The sequence below is a fragment of the Vreelandella sp. 21 genome, from assembly GCF_050995515.1.
Classification (GTDB): Bacteria; Pseudomonadota; Gammaproteobacteria; order Pseudomonadales; family Halomonadaceae; genus Vreelandella; species Vreelandella alkaliphila.
Window position 1 is genome coordinate 3,432,251 of the sequence record NZ_CP194673.1, and the last position, 15,016, is coordinate 3,447,266.

Sequence of the window (15,016 nt, forward strand, 5' to 3'; positions counted from 1 at the left end):
CCCATGGCTATTGGCGCGCCGAATCACTCCTTAGACGCAGCGTCCCACGTTGCTTTAGTGTTATTTAGTGCTGGCCATACGCTCGCCGCCATCGAAGCACGCCACGTCGCGGGGTTAGCGAAATCGGCCCACCTACCGCGTTGCGCGAATGCCGAGTACCTGTTGCTTAACGCGCCATTGTTGAGCGTAGCCCCTACCCACTGGCTAACCCTTCAGGATGCCAACGGCGCTTGGCAGCTAGGCGTTACTGGCGACGTCGTCTTAGCTCACACACCGATAACGGAGCTGTTTCCATTACCTTCTTTAATTGCCGCACGCCACGTCAGCCCCGCCCTACGAGGCTTAACGATGGCCAACCAAACGGTACGTTTGTTATTTGATGGCGCAGCGCTTGACCCAGCGCTAACGCTGCAACCATAAACAGCGAACCAACGTGCCTTTTTCTACCTGCTGGTGTGGGTCAATCACCGCTAACGCATCTGCACTAATACAGGATGACAGCACGCCTGAGTTTTGGTCTTCAAACGCATCGGCGATAATGCCCGCTTCGCTAAAACGCAGCGCAACACGCATATAGTGCTGGCGTGGGCCGGTCTGAGTAGTGAAGTTAGCGGAGGCCGTCAGCGTAGGTAAGGCGTTCAACGCCGAACACCCCAGTAACGCACCCATCAACGGTCGTAAAAACAACCACGCGCCCACAAACCCAGAAACAGGGTTACCCGGCAGTCCTACAAAGCGCGCCTCACTGCCGTCTTGGCGTGGCAAACGGCCCAGCGCCAGCGGCTTTCCTGGGCGAATCGCCAGCTTCCACATATCTAACTGGCCTAGCGATTCCAGCGCGGCTTTGACGTGGTCTTCTTCGCCCACGCTAACGCCACCGGTGCTAACAACGACATCGGCGACGGATGCGGCTTGAGTTAATAGCTTGACCGTTTGGGCATAATCGTCAGGCACACTAACCAGTTGCTCGACCTCAGCACCAAAGTTCTCCAACAAGCGCTTAAGCATCGGCCGATTGGAGTTATACAGCTGACCTGGCTTTAACGGCGTGCCTGGATCAACGATCTCATCGCCGGTCGACAGTAGCGCTATGCGAGGGCGACGGCGCACGCTAACGTGGGTAACCCCTTGACCGGCCAGATGCCCTAACGCGGCAGCTTCCAAGCATTCACCAGCAGGCAGCAGTAACTCACCTCGACGCACATCACGACCCTGGCGGCGCACGTTATCACCTACCGGTAGCGCATCCGGCATCAGTGCCTTGTTCCCCTCCTGAGTCACCCGCTCTTGCATCACCACACAGTCGGCCCCTGGGGGGATCTCACCGCCGGTAAAAATCCGTGCGCAACTGCCTTCCATCAGCGGCGCTGCCGGGCTGCCTGCCGCAATACGCTGGCTGATAGGCAGCCACTTGCCCGCATCACTAGCACGCAGGGCATAGCCATCCATTGCGCTATTATCAAACGGCGGTACGTCTAACTGAGCGGTAACAGCTTCGGCCAGCACGCGCCCAGCAGCGTCCTCAAGCGGTATACACTCTGCACCGAGTTGCGTGATATCTGCTAACAGCGCTTCAAGCGCGGCACTTATCGGCTGTAGCTCAGCCATGCTGCCCCCGGCCTGGGATGACCAGGTTGGCGAAATTACAAGGCTTATGACGGCTATCGAGCTGCTCGGCCAGAATGCCGTCCCAACCAGTACGGCAGGCGCCGGTTGAACCCGGTAGACAGAAGACGACCGTAGCGTTGGCTAAGCCACCGAGGCAACGGCTCTGAATGGTCGAACTACCAATCTCATCGCCGCTCAGTTGGCGAAAACGCTCGCCAAAGCCTTCGATACGCTTATCCAGCAGTACCGATACAGCCTCCGGCGTCGAGTCTCGGCCAGTAAAACCTGTACCGCCCGTGGTAATCACTACCTGTACATTTGCGTCGGCAATCCACTGAGCGACTACCGCACGAATTTGGTAGACGTCATCCGGCACGATGCGTTTCTCTGCCAGGGTGTGCCCAGCCTCGGTTAAACGCTGCACCAGCGCTTGGCCGGAGCGGTCAGTCTCATCCGTGCGTGTATCAGATATGGTCAACACCGCTATTTTCAAGGATTCCATGCTGTCCATGGACTTACTCCTTGGCTGTTTTCTGAGCTTGGCGAGCATCTAGAGCCGCCAACTGCTCGGGCGTTGCGGCACCCTGGTAGTGAGCTTTCCATTCACTGTAGGGCATTCCATAGACATATTCCCGGGCAGCCTCATAGTCCAGCGTTTTACCCTGTTCGTCTGCCGCCGTTACGAGCCATTTAGACAGGCAGTTACGACAAAAATCCGCCAGAATCATCAGATCGATGTTCTGCACATCCTTATTGTCGTCTAAATGTTGTAACAAACGACGAAACGCGGCGGCTTCTAGTTCCGTACGCGTCGTTTGGTCTAATTCATTAAACGATGACATTGGCGATCCTCTTATCAAGTGGCTTGAGAGCAGCATAACAAAAGACACCGCCCGAAGGCGGTGTCGAGTGGCAATTAAGCGAACCGGCTAGCTAGGTTTGGTAGCGGAAACATCGCCACTACTGCTGCCCGTTTTTTGTGCCGCGATTTCCTCTTCGCTCATAGCTGTATCTTTGACCTCCTCGTACCACAAGTTGTGGTGCTCTTTGGCCCAGGTTTCATCGACATAGCCAGTGGTCATACCTTCCAGTGAGCCTTCCGTACCAACAGTACCAATATAGATATGGCCCAGCGCGACAGCCGTTAGACCAAGCGCACCCACCGCATGGATGATGTTGGCCCACTGCATGGTATCGCGGCCTTGGCCATAGTTGGGGAAGTCGAGCACAAAACCACTCGCGATCACCACCAAGCCAGCAGTGGCTAATAGCCAGTACCACGCTTTTTCGCCACCGTTGGCAAAACCCGCGTCAGGATGGTGCTTGCCTGTTAATCCACCTGCCTTTTTAAACCATACCCAGTCATGCTTCTTAGGAATATTGTCTTTCAGCAAGCTAATTAACAGTACAACGAGTAGCACACCGAATATCGGGCCAAGATAGTTATGCAGCACTTTGGAAGCTGAAATCATCCATGCCCAGACGGCGTCGCCAAACAGCGTGCGGAACACAAACTTACCAAACAGCAGATTCAACCCTGTTAACGCCAAGGTGATAAACAGGGTGGCAACGGTCCAGTGCAGCGAACGCATTAGCAACGACCAGCGAAAAAGCTTACGTCCTGTGCGCGGCTCATCAAGATGTTTGCGCCCAACCATAAAGTAGAACAGCGCAATCACCACGATCATCCCGCCAATCGCAATCAAACCAAACGGCGACACCCAACGGTTTCGGATCTGCCGCCAAGTTTCGCCACTTGAATTGATCAGATTGTAGTTACTGTCAAAACGCGAGTCGCGGTAGTTAGGCCCTGTTTCACCACTGCGCACCTGGCGCCACTGATCTGCACTAATACCTGGAGCAGCGGTCACCATCTCGTGGTCTGTGTCAGCCTGGGCAACCGCTAGTTGGGACATGCTAAGGCTGGCAGCCAGCAGCAGTAACAGAATGCCGATACGCCAACAGCGCTGGAAAAACGCCCTTACCCAGAACGCTAGCGCAGGCGCCTCTGGTGTCATTGTGGTCGTGGTCATGACACGCCTCCTTACCCTTTACGGGCAGCATCGTAGGCAAGGTTGTCAGTACTGGCCTGGGGGTTATTCGACCAAGCACCATCTTTATGGCCACGATGGACGACACGCTGACGGAAGATATCGGCAACATCTTGCGCATCACCCGCTAGAAGGGCTTTGGTAGAGCACATTTCCGCACATAGCGGCAGCTTACCTTCCGCGATGCGATTGGAGCCGTACTTCTCGTACTCCTCCTCTTTGCTCTCGGCGGGGCCGCCTGCACAGAATGTGCACTTGTCCATTTTTCCGCGCTCGCCAAATGCATTTTGTTGTGGAAACTGCGGTGCGCCAAAGGGGCACGCATAAAGGCAGTAGCCACAACCAATGCACAGGTCTTTATCGTGCAGCACGATGCCATCATCGGTTTTATAGAAGCAGTCAGTCGGACATACCGCCATGCATGGCGCATCGTCGCAATGCATACAAGCCACTGAAATCGACATCTCATCCGCTTCGCCGTCGTTAAGTGTGACCACCCGGCGACGCTGGATACCCCACTCTACATCGTTGGCATTTTTACAGGCGGTGACACAGCCGTTGCACTCGATGCAGCGCTCGGCGTCACACATAAATTTCATTTGAGCCATGGTGTTCTCCTCTCACCAGCGCGAGCATTTACCCGCGCTGGGCTCTGTCAGGTCGGTCGAGACGTTTATTGGCTTAAGCCCGCTCAATTCGGCAGATGGTGCACTTTGTTTCCTGCATCAGTGTCACCGGGTCATAGCCATAGGTGGTGGCTGTGTTAGCCGCCTCACCAATGACGTACGGGGCAGACCCATCCGGATAACGATCCCGCAAGCTCTCGCCCTGGAACATGCCGCCAAAGTGGAACGGCATAAAGGCAACCTTGCGATCAACCCGAGGCGTGACCAAGGCTTTCACCTTCACTCGGCCACCTTCAGCACCTTCAACCCATACGTCGTCGCCATCACGTACGCCAATGTCATTAGCATCCGCGGGGTTCATCTCGACAAACATCTCTTGCTGTAGCTCGGCCAGCCACGACATCGAGCGTGTTTCTTCACCGCCTCCCTCGTATTCGACCAATCGACCCGACGTGAGAATAATCGGATAATCAGCGCTGTTATCGCGATCCTGAATGGTTTTATACAGCGTGGGCAGACGCATAATCGAGTCAAAGTCGTCCCAGGTGGGATAGCGTTCGACCAGATCGCGACGGGTGGTGTATAGCGGCTCGCGGTGTTTCGGCACCGCATCTGGGAAGGTCCATACCACAGCGCGCGCTTTCGCGTTGCCATAAGGCGCGCAACCACGACCAATCGCCACCCGCTGGATACCGCCTGAGAGGTCGGTTTTCCAGTTTTTACCTTCCGCGGCCGTTTTCTCAACGTCAGTCAGATCATCCCACCAACCGAGGTCTTTAAGCAGTTGGTCGGTAAACTCGGGGTAACCGTCATCAATCTCGCCACCTACTGGCGCCGAGCCCTCAGCCAGCAAATTAACGCCGTCACGCTCAATGCCAAAACGGGCACGGAAACCCATACCGCCTTCCATTACCGGCACGCTAGTGTCATAGAGGTTGGGTGAGCCAGGGTGATTAAATTCTGGTGTGCCCCAGCACGGCCACGGCAGGCCGTAGTAATCACCGTCGGCAGGGCCACCTTGGGCACGCAAGTTCTGAAAGCTGAAGGTATGCCAGTTTTTCTGGTGCTCTTTGAGGCGCTCAGGGCTTTGGCCGGTGTAGCCAACAGTCCACATACCACGGTTGATTTCACGCAACACGTCATCAATCAGAGGCTCGTTGCCGTTCATCTCAAAGTTCTTCACGAACTCATTACCAAAGCCAAGCTTGTTGGCAAATAGGTACATAATTTCGTGATCAGGCTTTGATTCAAATAGCGGCTCAATGACTTTGTCGCGCCACTGAATAGAGCGGTTGGTTGCCGTCACGCTGCCAGTAGTTTCAAACTGGGTCGCTGCAGGCAGCAGATAAACACCATCAGAGCGGTCATGCATTACCGAGGCAACCGTGGGATAAGGGTCAACAATGACCATCATCTCGAGCTTCTGCATGGCTTTTTGCATCTCCACGCCGCGGGTTTGCGAGTTGACCGCGTGCCCCCAGTAGAACATCGCTTTTAGCGCGGTGCGCTGGGAGATATTTTCATCCTCTTCCAGTACACCGTCTACCCAGCGGGATACGGTAATACCGCTGGAGTACATCGGCTTTCCATCAGCGTACTCGGTATCGTCAAAGCGGCCTTTTAGCCACTCATAATCGACATTCCACACCTGGGACCAGTGCTGCCATGCGCCTTCAGCCAAACCGTAATAGCCCGGTAACGAGTCACAGCCAAGGCCGAGGTCGGTAGCCCCCTGTACGTTATCGTGGCCCCGCAAAATGTTGGCACCACCACCGGACTTACCAATATTGCCCAGCGCCAGCTCTAGAATGCAGTACGCGCGGGTGTTGTTGTTACCGGTGGTGTGCTGGGTACCGCCCATACACCAGACCACGCAGCCCGGACGATTGTCAGCAAGCCGCTTGGCCACATCGAACATATCCGCTTCCGGTACGCCAGTAATGTCTTCCACGACACTCGGCGTGAACTGAGCCACCTCTGCACGCACCTCATCCATACCGTAAACACGCTGGCTGATATACTCACTGTCTTCCCAGCCGTTCTCAAAGATGTGCCACAACAAGCCCCAGATATAAGCGACGTCAGAGCCAGGACGCAGGCGTACGTATTTATTGGCTTTTGCTGCGGTACGCGTAAAGCGTGGATCCGCGACGATGATGTCGCAGTTATTACGCTCTTTAGCAATGAGAATATGCTGCATCGCGACCGGGTGAGCTTCACTCGGGTTGGAGCCGATAAACAGAATCGCCTTGCTGTTCTGCATATCATTGAGCGAGTTGGTCATCGCCCCGTAACCCCAGGTGTTAGCAACACCTGCCACGGTGGTGGAGTGACAAATTCGCGCTTGGTGATCTGTGTTGTTAGTGCCCCACATGGAGGCCAGCTTGCGCATCAAATACGCCTGCTCGTTACTGAACTTGGCCGAGCCAAGCCAGTAAACACTGTCTGGTCCGTGGGCTTCACGCAGTTCAAGCAGCTTGTCGCCTATTTCATTAACCGCGTCGTCCCAACTCAGTCGCTGCCATTCACCAGCCACTAGCTTCATGGGGTATTTTAGGCGACGGGTGGAGTGACCGTGCTGGCGTAAGGAGGCCCCTTTGGCACAGTGAGCACCGCGGTTAATCGGGTGGTCGAAAGCGGGCTCTTGTTTTGTCCAAATGCCTTCTTGAACTTCTGCATAGACACCACAGCCAACCGAACAGTGGGAACAAATGGTGCGTTTGGTCTCAACGGGTGAGTCTAATACGGGGGTTTTATTCGCCGACTCAGCGCGCTGCATCATTGGCGCGCCCATAAAGCCTGCAGCTGCTACACCACCGGTGGCAACGCCACTACGCTTTAAAAATTGACGACGGGAGATTCCAAGCCCTGAAGCGTTGGGAGTATTAGTTTTGCGAGTTAGACGCATGGCAGTTCTCCTGGCATTTTGCCGTCAATCACGCAGCGACGCATAATACGCGCGAATATGGTCGGTTTCGTGGTAATTCGTTGTTTGTTTTTTAGGCTCAATCGACGCGGTGTTATCGGCTTGAGCTAGCGTGACGTGACCTACTGCGGCGGCCGCACCGGCAGCGGCGGTTCCTAGTCCAACGGTTTTCATAAACCGGCGGCGCTCAGGGTTGTGTGACGTGTGCATGGGTTTCTCCTCTATCATGCCCTTTTTCTTATGCATGGCCCGTAGGCCCAATTATTCGCTTACCACTGCGCACTGCCACTCACGGTGTGACGTCGCGCGCCGCGCCGGTTGCGTTTGTCGTTGGCTCCACAATACGCACCGCTTGATAGGCCGCTCTTTCGCTCAACGTTGCCTGCTCGCTTTCCATAAACGCGCCGCCCAACTGACCAAGCGATGCGTAAAAAACAGTGTCTACGTTAGTGAGATCGTCAAAACAGCGCGTTGACCAGGGAGCCATGTGTTGCTGGAAGAAGTAGCTCTGCTCGCTACTTTGTGACGTAATCAGCATCGCCATGACCTCACATATAGCAGCCAAATGATCTTCTGGCTCGCGGGTATGCTCGCTACGCTCAAACCCCAGCGCCCGAAGATCCTGACGCAGGGCAACTAATGCTGCCTCCATTAATTCCCCGTTGCGGTACCAAGACGCGTAAGGCACTACCTCGCCCTGAATAACGCCAACAAGAAGACGAAAGTGGGCACGCTGAAGGCTATCTACACTGCTTTGGCCAGCAGCACTTGAGAGCGCTGCCCAACACTCAGCCAGTCGGCTGCCGTCTTGCTCAATGTCTAGGCTGGCTAGCCACGCTAATAACTCACTGTCAGGTGCCTGTCGTAGCAAGCTGGCTAAAAGCTGATAAATATCGGCCCGCAGTGCGTCGGTATCGCTAAGTGTGGGCATTGCATCACTCATTGCTTTACACCTTTAGTTGCGCATCCGGGTCACGGATCATAGTTTTCCAGACATCTTTGACCCGACAGTCCTCGCACATTTCTAGCCGCGCTAGCGCATCGCCCGCGAAATAGGGGTGATTAGCTAGCTTCGCTTTGATCGTTGCTATCGTACTGGCAGTGGCAAACGGCTTGCCGCAGCCAATGCACTCAAAAGCCGCCTCTTCGTGGCAAATGTGCCGTGTGTCGCGTTCCGGTGCAGCCAAAAAACCAGGAAGCAGCGTAATCGCGCTTTCAGGGCACGCCTGTTCACATAGCCCGCACTGCACACAGTCTGACTCCAAGAAACTTAGCGCTGGTGTATCGCCTCCTGCTTTCAATGCCGGCGTCGGACAATTACTAACGCAGGCATGGCAGAGCGTGCAGGCTTCACGATCTACTTGAATGCCGCCATAAGCTGCCCCTTCAGGCATGCTATGCCGGTCATTGCTAGGCGCTCCAAGTGCCGTCAGTGTTGCTAGCACTTGATTAAAGCGGGCACGCTTATGAGGCTCGGTAAAGGTCAGCGCAGCGGCGGTTAAGGGCGTAAGCGTGGGAAGTGCATCGCGCTCATCAGTCGGCTCCGGCTGCAGCAGCTTAATCCGCGTAGTGTCATGCCCCAGCGCTTCTAGCAGGCCGTGGGCTTGGGCGACTTGATGGGTGATGAACGTGGTTAAACGAGGCGGCATCTCATCGTGCAACTGAATACGTACTTCAGCTGCCCCGTTCACCAGCGCGGTAAGCCACTGATCGTGGCCAGCAGCACCCAGCTCTTCAAGCGGGACATCAAGCAAGTGGCCTGGCGTCACAACACCTGCTTTGCGTTCAGCATCAAGAGAGTCATGGGTGACAAAACGCATCACAGGCGCTTGACCACCCGCCTCGCGGTAGGCAGCCAACCACGTCGCTAAGGTGTCTTGCTGACGACGAGTTTCCGGCAGGCGAAATTCAATCGCACCGGTAGGGCAAGCACTAGTACAACTGCCCACCCCTTGGCACAGGAACGGGTCAATTTCAATACGCGATTCAATACGTCCCTGAATACTGGAAATAGCATCTGCAGGGCAAACATCCAAACAGCGCGTACAGCCAACATTGCCACTCGCAGAATGTGCACAGAGATCACTATTAACCTGGAAATAACGCGGTTTATCGAATTCACCGACGAGTTCAATAACGCTTTCCAGAACCTCACCGCGCTGAGTTTCTTGGGCTAACCAATCCAGACACACATAGCCTGGCGGGGGGATTTCCCATGACTGAGTACTGTTCGACGAGCCTGCTGCCGTTAAGTCGAGCACCACATCAAACACGTCACGCTCAATTAGTGCTTGAGCCAGATTGAGCGTGTCGCTATCCGCGGGCGCTATTTCAACGCGAAAGGCACCAAGATAACCAGTGATTCGCAGTTGGGATTGCTGAGTATCGTTTAGCGTTTGGCAGATGAGAGGCTCGCTGGCAGCCGCTAAATCAACTGCAGAATCAGTTGTCAGCAGCGTCAACGATGCCAAGCCACGACCCTGTAACACTCGGGCAGCTTGGCTAACCTCATGTGAATTACCCATCAACAGCGCATGGCCGCGGCTGTGATAAGTCACGTTAGCAGGCGTTAAGTTAACCGGCCACGAGATACGCTGGCGTACCGCTTCGCGGGCGGTGACGTTAATCTGGTCATCTACCGATGCCAGTTGGATTCGTTGGTTCATGCATTCTCACGGTCAGAAAGTCGTTTTTTTTATAATTAAAAGTCATGTTTTTTTACTTTAATGGCATATCTTAGCGCTTTCTCTACCTTGAGCGTATGGTGCCTAGGCGTTTTTTGCCACTTTAAAGCGCATTGGCGTCTCAACGCCTCATCACCATAATCACCATAACCAGCTGTTTATAAAAAATTTATTCTTTACTAATACATTCGTCTACCTTGCTATTGGACGAATCAGACTGGTCGTCTAGTGACGTTTTTTGTACAAAATCACTATCACTTGTACAGGCATCAATTTCTTCAGGTGGGGTAGTAGTGTCGTCATCTGCGATGTTCTCATCGTCTGCTTCTGCGGGCCTATCTACGGCCTCTTCCGCTTTGTTTGCCCAACGGCGCAGTTTGCCTGCCAGTTCAGTAGCCATAGGCTTAAGCTGCTGGCGATAATCAGCATCGTAGTCATCCAACCCATCGCGCACGTTGTAGTTACCGGTGGCCCATAGTCTTTTTAGGGCACGGCGGCGCAGTGCAGCGCTAACACCTGGTGCCATGAACGCGCTGAAATCACTGCCTGCCGGTAAGTGATCAGGGTCGGGTAAAGTGTGATCCAAGCTGCCAGGAAGGGGGGGCGCGTCATCAACGCTAGCCTCTGCATCCAACGATTCAGTATCGCTGGAAGTAGCACTTAGCGCATCGGCCTCTAGCCCTAGCTCTGAATTCGGCTCTGCGCTGCCGTTGGGAGGGTTATCTAATGCTGCGTCTGCTTCGTCGCTTTCAACGCCACGCTTTTTACGTGACCAGCGTTCAAGTCTGCTCACTGGGGCTGCTCCTTGTTCGGGGTTTCTTTAGCCCGACCGGCTCCCTTATGCTTCTTTTTGCGCTTTTCTGGTGGTGCTTCACCATGACGCGCTAAATAGCTTTCCAGCCATACCTGAATCGCCATCGGCATCGATGCTTCGAGTACCTGTTGTTCACCATCAAGCCAACCTGCTGCTACATCTTGGCTTGCGGTAATAGCATCAGGCTTGGGCGCTTGGCCGGTAAAACCAGCGCGAACAAAAAGACGCGGGGTTGCTGACGTGAGGTTAAAGCGGTAGGCCGCTCGCTCTGTCATCGACAGTTGAAGGCTAAGCACATAGTCACCTTGCTCACCAGGCGTGAGCTCAGCGATACGCCATTGCGTTAAGGTAAAGCCCCTCACCTGCTTGGGCTCTGCCACCAAGGTAATGCTCAAAGAGCGCAGATTCTCACTCATACGGATAGACCACCTTAGACCTTGAATGGGTAGACAAGTAAGCCTTTTGAGCGCCATCATCGTCAACTCAGAGTGTTTTACTCAACTATTATAATTTACATGTATGCGTTACATGATTCTTCACTAGGTTCCAACGAGGATTGCGGATGCCCGCCCTTCAGTTAAGCCGAGCCCGCTTACCGGCCACGACGACAATCGATGTGCTGGATGCTTACGGCGACTCTCGCCAACAAGCCATCGCCGCAGAGCGCGCGCTGACGGTTTATCTCAATAAGCGTGAAATTGTCACGCTAATGACGCTGGGCGATGACCCTGAAGCCTTGGTGGTGGGCTACCTACGCAACCAGGGATTGCTGCGTCGCGCGGAAGATTTATTGGCGGTACAGGTGGATTGGGAGGTGGAGTCCGCCGCTGTCGTCACCAATTATTTACCTGACGATTTAGACAACCGGCTAAGTACCCGTACCGTCACCACGGGTTGCGGTCAGGGGACCGTGTTCGGCAAATTACTGGAACAAACATCGCTCTCTGCGTTATCTGAGACACCGCTGGCGCAATCAACGCTTTATCAATTACTAACCAATTTGAATACCTACAACGAGACCTATCGCAGCGCGGGAGCAGTACACGGTTGCGCGCTGTGCCAGCAAAGCCGCGTGCTCGACTTCGTTGAAGATGTCGGACGTCACAATGCGGTGGATACCCTGGCAGGCCACCAGTGGCTCAACCAGGCCGAAAGCAGTAGTGCTGATATTTTCTATACTACTGGCCGCCTAACTTCCGAAATGGTGTTGAAAGTGGCGCAAATGGGGATCAGCGTGCTGGTTTCACGTTCAGGGGTGACCCAAAAAGGTGTGGAGCTGGCGGAACGCTTCGGCGTGATGCTGATTGCTCGGGCTAAAGGCAAAAACTTCCAGGCGATTAATACCGCTAACCGCCTAACGTTAGATGCTATCCCAGCCAAACCACCCAGTGCGCGCACGTCTAAGGAGGCCGGTATATGATCACCCCGCAAACCCTCACTGGCATGATTCTCGCGGGCGGCGAAGGCCGCCGTATGGGTGGCCGTGACAAAGGCCTTGAACCCTTCGCTGGGCTACCGCTCGTGGCCCATGTAGCTAAGCGCTTTGATGGCCATGTCTCTGAACTACTGATCAACGCCAATCGCAACACTGATGCCTATGCACTGTTTGCAACCCGGGTTATTGAGGACGCGGAAGGTGGCTTTAAAGGCCCCTTGATGGGCATTTATAGTGGCCTACGCGCTGCTAAAACACCCTGGCTACTGGTTGCCCCTTGCGACTCACCTGCCCTACCTAATGACCTCGTGGCGCGTATGGTGGCGGGCATCACCTCAGCGAGTGGTGAACACAATATCGCCGTTGCGTATGACGGCGAGCGCCTGCACCCAGTCGTCGCGCTGCTGCGCACCTCGCTTGCCGATGACCTAGCGAACGCGCTGGCTGAGGGCGAACGTAAAATCGACCGCTGGTACGCTCGCCACTCATGGTGCAAGATCGATATGTCGGATTGCCCGGAAACGTTTGCCAATCTCAATACTGAAGAAGAAAAAGCTCGTCTGGAACTTACACTAAGCACTTCCTCTAAAGATCCGGCCTCAAAGGAAGCACTATGAGCCTATCGTGCTTCGAACTCGGTGAGCAAATGCTCAGCGTTGACGCAGCGCGGGAAGCACTGCTGACCTTGGTTGAGCAGCCCGTTGCGGTAGAATCGGTAGCGCTTAGTCAAGCCTATGGCAGGCGGTTAGCCACTGATATTAGCGCGCCAATTAATGTGCCACAGAATACCAATGCAGCCATGGATGGTATCGCCCTGGCGTGGCAAGATGAGCAACCTCATCAAGCCAAATGGTCGATTGCAGGCGATGCCTTTGCCGGACAGGCGTTTGAAGGCAGCGTACCTCTCGGCCAGTGCGTACGCATTACCACCGGCGCTCCCTTACCGTCAGGCACCGACACCGTCATCATGCGCGAGCAGCTTAGCGAGCATGACGGCAGTGTCACCATTGATTCCCCTGACCGGGTTAGCCATGGTCAGCATGTGCGCCAAGCGGGGGAAGATATTGCCCTAGGCGAGGTAGCACTGCTAGCTGGCACACGTCTAGATGCCGCCTGTTTGGGGTTAATAGCCTCACTGGGCTATGGTGAGGTTTGTGTTTTCAGGCGCCCAAAGGTGGCGATTTTCTCTACTGGAAATGAGGTCACTCCCCCTGGCGAAGCGCTGCCCAGCGCAGGCATTTACGACACCAATCGTTTTACCTTGATGGGCTTGCTCAACGAACAGGGTGCTGAAGTGATGGATCTAGGCATTTTGCCTGATGACCCCACCACCATTCAAAACGCCCTGGCTAGCGCAGCCAAGCAGTGTGATTTAGTCATTACCAGTGGGGGCGTTTCTGTCGGCCACGCCGATTACACCAGGGAAGCATTGGAAACATTAGGCCAATTAGCTTTTTGGCGCGTGGCGCTGCGACCCGGACGCCCCATGGCCTGCGGTTGGCTGGGTGAATCGCGCAAACCATTTGTCGGCTTACCCGGCAACCCCGTCGCGGTCATGGTAACCTTTAGCCAATTCGTGGTGCCATTATTGGAGCGTTTACAAAATCAACCCTTCGTTCCACCGAGGCGTTTAACAGCCATTACCCAAACTCCGCTAAAAAGTCGCCTAAAGCGCACCGATTTTATACGTGGCATTTATTCAAGCGATGCTCACGGTGTGCTGCAGGTACGTAGTACCGGAGCGCAGGGGTCTGGGATTTTAACCTCGATGGTAGCTGCTAACTGCCTGATTGAACTGGGTGATGATCAAGCAGGTGCCCAGCCAGGCGACGCAGTCTGCATCCAACCACTGACGAGGTGGCAATGACCAAACAACCAATTGCCGAAAAACTCATTGATGATTTCGGACGCCGTGTCAGTTATGTACGCATTTCCGTGACAGATCGCTGCGACTTTCGCTGCGTTTACTGCATGAGCGAAGAGATGACCTTCCTGCCAAGAGCTCAGGTGCTTACGCTGGAAGAACTCGCCATGGTGGCTCAAGCGTTTACCGAATTAGGCGTTGAGAAAATCCGCTTAACCGGTGGCGAGCCGCTAGTGCGTAAAGGCATTGAGCAGCTCGTGGACGACATTGGCGCGCTGCCAGGGCTCAACGACTTCACCATGACCACGAACGGGGCCAGTCTGCGTAAACACGCCAAACGGCTCTATCAAGGGGGGCTGCGCAGGCTCAATATCAGCCTCGACTCTCTTGACCCCGAGCGCTTCAAACAGCTGACTCGGACAGGTGAGTTAGCGAAAGTGATTGACGGCATTCACGCCGCTAAAGAAGCTGGCTTTTCACGCATCAAGCTTAACGCTGTGATTCTCAAGGGGCGCAATGATGATGAAGTGCTGGACCTCGTCACGTTCGCTCGCCAAGAAGGGCTGGATATCAGCTTTATCGAAGAGATGCCGCTGGGCGATGTGTCTGATCACTCGCGGGCCGAGACCTTTTACTCTAGTGACGACGTTCAAGCGCTGATCGAGACACGCTACCCACTCATGCCGTCAACGGAAACCACACCTGGGCCTTCGCGCTATTTTAAAATGGCCGATAGCAGCAGTCGGATTGGCTTTATTTCGCCCCATAGTCACAACTTTTGCGATAGCTGCAACCGCGTTCGGGTAACCGTTGAAGGCCGTCTACTGCTCTGCCTCGGCAATGAACACTCGGTCGATTTGCGTGCCGTACTGCGCCGGCATCCTGGCAATATGCAGGCGTTGAAAACCGCCATTATTAATGCTTTGCCGCTCAAGCCCGAGCGCCATCACTTTACTACCGATGGCGATGTCCAGGTGGTGCGCTTTATGAATATGACAGGGGGTTAAA

The 15,016-nt window shown here is 54.7% G+C and carries 16 protein-coding genes; 5 read left to right on the forward strand and 11 right to left on the reverse strand.

The features are described 5' to 3' along the window. Positions 1-3: 3 nt before the first annotated feature. Positions 4-420: a hypothetical protein gene (locus ACN06F_RS15650; protein ID WP_051626365.1), complete on the forward strand. Its 417-nt coding sequence runs from the start codon at positions 4-6 to the stop codon at positions 418-420. On the opposite strand, the gene ACN06F_RS15655 is transcribed toward ACN06F_RS15650, so the two are convergent. The 11 genes from ACN06F_RS15655 to ACN06F_RS15705 form a co-directional block, all read right to left on the reverse strand. Further along, positions 403-1,608: a molybdopterin molybdotransferase MoeA gene (locus ACN06F_RS15655; protein ID WP_433924252.1), complete on the reverse strand. Its 1,206-nt coding sequence runs from the start codon at positions 1,606-1,608 to the stop codon at positions 403-405. The genes ACN06F_RS15650 and ACN06F_RS15655 overlap by 18 nt on opposite strands. Continuing rightward, positions 1,601-2,119, reverse strand: a complete 519-nt coding sequence (gene moaB, locus ACN06F_RS15660) for a molybdenum cofactor biosynthesis protein B (RefSeq protein ID WP_038478562.1) — start codon at positions 2,117-2,119, stop codon at positions 1,601-1,603. The genes ACN06F_RS15655 and moaB overlap by 8 nt, the downstream gene beginning before the upstream one ends. Before the next feature lie 4 nt (positions 2,120-2,123). Beyond that, a complete protein-coding gene (locus ACN06F_RS15665) occupies positions 2,124-2,450 on the reverse strand; it encodes a DUF1244 domain-containing protein (RefSeq protein ID WP_038478565.1) in 327 nt (108 codons plus the stop codon). Positions 2,451-2,537: 87 nt separating this feature from the next. Continuing rightward, a complete protein-coding gene (locus ACN06F_RS15670) occupies positions 2,538-3,641 on the reverse strand; it encodes a formate dehydrogenase subunit gamma (protein WP_433924253.1) in 1,104 nt (367 codons plus the stop codon). Between the two features lie 11 nt (positions 3,642-3,652). Beyond that, positions 3,653-4,267 (reverse strand): formate dehydrogenase FDH3 subunit beta, encoded by a 615-nt coding sequence (gene fdh3B / locus ACN06F_RS15675; RefSeq protein WP_009722867.1) that lies wholly within the window; start codon positions 4,265-4,267, stop codon positions 3,653-3,655. A 73-nt stretch (positions 4,268-4,340) separates the two neighbouring features. Next, the gene (locus tag ACN06F_RS15680) at positions 4,341-7,193 is read right to left on the reverse strand and encodes a molybdopterin-dependent oxidoreductase (protein ID WP_433924254.1); all 2,853 of its coding nucleotides are present in this window, start codon (positions 7,191-7,193) and stop codon (positions 4,341-4,343) included. 24 nt (positions 7,194-7,217) lie between these two features. Then, the gene (locus ACN06F_RS15685) at positions 7,218-7,421 is read right to left on the reverse strand and encodes a twin-arginine translocation signal domain-containing protein (protein WP_083007239.1); all 204 of its coding nucleotides are present in this window, start codon (positions 7,419-7,421) and stop codon (positions 7,218-7,220) included. Between the two features lie 79 nt (positions 7,422-7,500). Next, a complete protein-coding gene (locus tag ACN06F_RS15690) occupies positions 7,501-8,154 on the reverse strand; it encodes a TorD/DmsD family molecular chaperone (RefSeq protein ID WP_433924255.1) in 654 nt (217 codons plus the stop codon). A 4-nt stretch (positions 8,155-8,158) separates the two neighbouring features. Further along, entirely contained in the window at positions 8,159-9,877 is a 1,719-nt protein-coding gene (locus tag ACN06F_RS15695) for a 4Fe-4S binding protein (RefSeq protein ID WP_433924256.1), read from the reverse strand. Between the two features lie 187 nt (positions 9,878-10,064). Next, positions 10,065-10,688, reverse strand: a complete 624-nt coding sequence (locus tag ACN06F_RS15700) for a DUF3306 domain-containing protein (RefSeq protein WP_433924257.1) — start codon at positions 10,686-10,688, stop codon at positions 10,065-10,067. Then, positions 10,685-11,125: a DUF3305 domain-containing protein gene (locus ACN06F_RS15705; RefSeq protein WP_433924258.1), complete on the reverse strand. Its 441-nt coding sequence runs from the start codon at positions 11,123-11,125 to the stop codon at positions 10,685-10,687. The genes ACN06F_RS15700 and ACN06F_RS15705 overlap by 4 nt, the downstream gene beginning before the upstream one ends. Before the next feature lie 146 nt (positions 11,126-11,271). On the opposite strand from ACN06F_RS15705, the gene ACN06F_RS15710 reads away from it, so the two are divergent. Genes ACN06F_RS15710 through moaA form a run of 4 tightly spaced genes read left to right on the forward strand, consistent with a single transcriptional unit; the run spans position 11,272 to position 15,015 of the window. Next, positions 11,272-12,129: a formate dehydrogenase accessory sulfurtransferase FdhD gene (locus tag ACN06F_RS15710; RefSeq protein WP_433924259.1), complete on the forward strand. Its 858-nt coding sequence runs from the start codon at positions 11,272-11,274 to the stop codon at positions 12,127-12,129. After that, positions 12,126-12,761 (forward strand): molybdenum cofactor guanylyltransferase MobA, encoded by a 636-nt coding sequence (gene mobA, locus ACN06F_RS15715; protein WP_433924260.1) that lies wholly within the window; start codon positions 12,126-12,128, stop codon positions 12,759-12,761. Before ACN06F_RS15710 ends, mobA begins: the two co-directional genes overlap by 4 nt. Beyond that, positions 12,758-14,011, forward strand: coding sequence for a molybdopterin molybdotransferase MoeA (gene moeA / locus ACN06F_RS15720; protein WP_433924261.1), 1,254 nt, complete (start codon positions 12,758-12,760; stop codon positions 14,009-14,011). The genes mobA and moeA overlap by 4 nt, the downstream gene beginning before the upstream one ends. After that, positions 14,008-15,015, forward strand: a complete 1,008-nt coding sequence (moaA, locus tag ACN06F_RS15725; protein WP_245846666.1) for a GTP 3',8-cyclase MoaA — start codon at positions 14,008-14,010, stop codon at positions 15,013-15,015. Before moeA ends, moaA begins: the two co-directional genes overlap by 4 nt. Position 15,016 lies beyond the last annotated feature (1 nt).

Bases quoted from the DNA above. Each gene is read 5' to 3' on its own strand.
- mobA (WP_433924260.1), top strand. From the start codon at position 12,126: ATGATCACCCCGCAAACCCTCACTGGCATGATTCTCGCGGGCGGCGAA.
- ACN06F_RS15650 (WP_051626365.1), top strand. From the start codon at position 4: ATGGCTATTGGCGCGCCGAATCACTCCTTAGACGCAGCGTCCCACGTT.
- ACN06F_RS15710 (WP_433924259.1), top strand. From the start codon at position 11,272: ATGCCCGCCCTTCAGTTAAGCCGAGCCCGCTTACCGGCCACGACGACA.
- ACN06F_RS15690 (WP_433924255.1), bottom strand. From the start codon at position 8,154: ATGAGTGATGCAATGCCCACACTTAGCGATACCGACGCACTGCGGGCC.
- moeA (WP_433924261.1), top strand. From the start codon at position 12,758: ATGAGCCTATCGTGCTTCGAACTCGGTGAGCAAATGCTCAGCGTTGAC.
- ACN06F_RS15685 (WP_083007239.1), bottom strand. From the start codon at position 7,421: ATGCACACGTCACACAACCCTGAGCGCCGCCGGTTTATGAAAACCGTT.
- moaA (WP_245846666.1), top strand. From the start codon at position 14,008: ATGACCAAACAACCAATTGCCGAAAAACTCATTGATGATTTCGGACGC.
- ACN06F_RS15695 (WP_433924256.1), bottom strand. From the start codon at position 9,877: ATGAACCAACGAATCCAACTGGCATCGGTAGATGACCAGATTAACGTC.
- ACN06F_RS15655 (WP_433924252.1), bottom strand. From the start codon at position 1,608: ATGGCTGAGCTACAGCCGATAAGTGCCGCGCTTGAAGCGCTGTTAGCA.
- ACN06F_RS15665 (WP_038478565.1), bottom strand. From the start codon at position 2,450: ATGTCATCGTTTAATGAATTAGACCAAACGACGCGTACGGAACTAGAA.
- moaB (WP_038478562.1), bottom strand. From the start codon at position 2,119: ATGGACAGCATGGAATCCTTGAAAATAGCGGTGTTGACCATATCTGAT.
- fdh3B (WP_009722867.1), bottom strand. From the start codon at position 4,267: ATGGCTCAAATGAAATTTATGTGTGACGCCGAGCGCTGCATCGAGTGC.
- ACN06F_RS15670 (WP_433924253.1), bottom strand. From the start codon at position 3,641: ATGACCACGACCACAATGACACCAGAGGCGCCTGCGCTAGCGTTCTGG.
- ACN06F_RS15705 (WP_433924258.1), bottom strand. From the start codon at position 11,125: ATGAGTGAGAATCTGCGCTCTTTGAGCATTACCTTGGTGGCAGAGCCC.
- ACN06F_RS15680 (WP_433924254.1), bottom strand. From the start codon at position 7,193: ATGCGTCTAACTCGCAAAACTAATACTCCCAACGCTTCAGGGCTTGGA.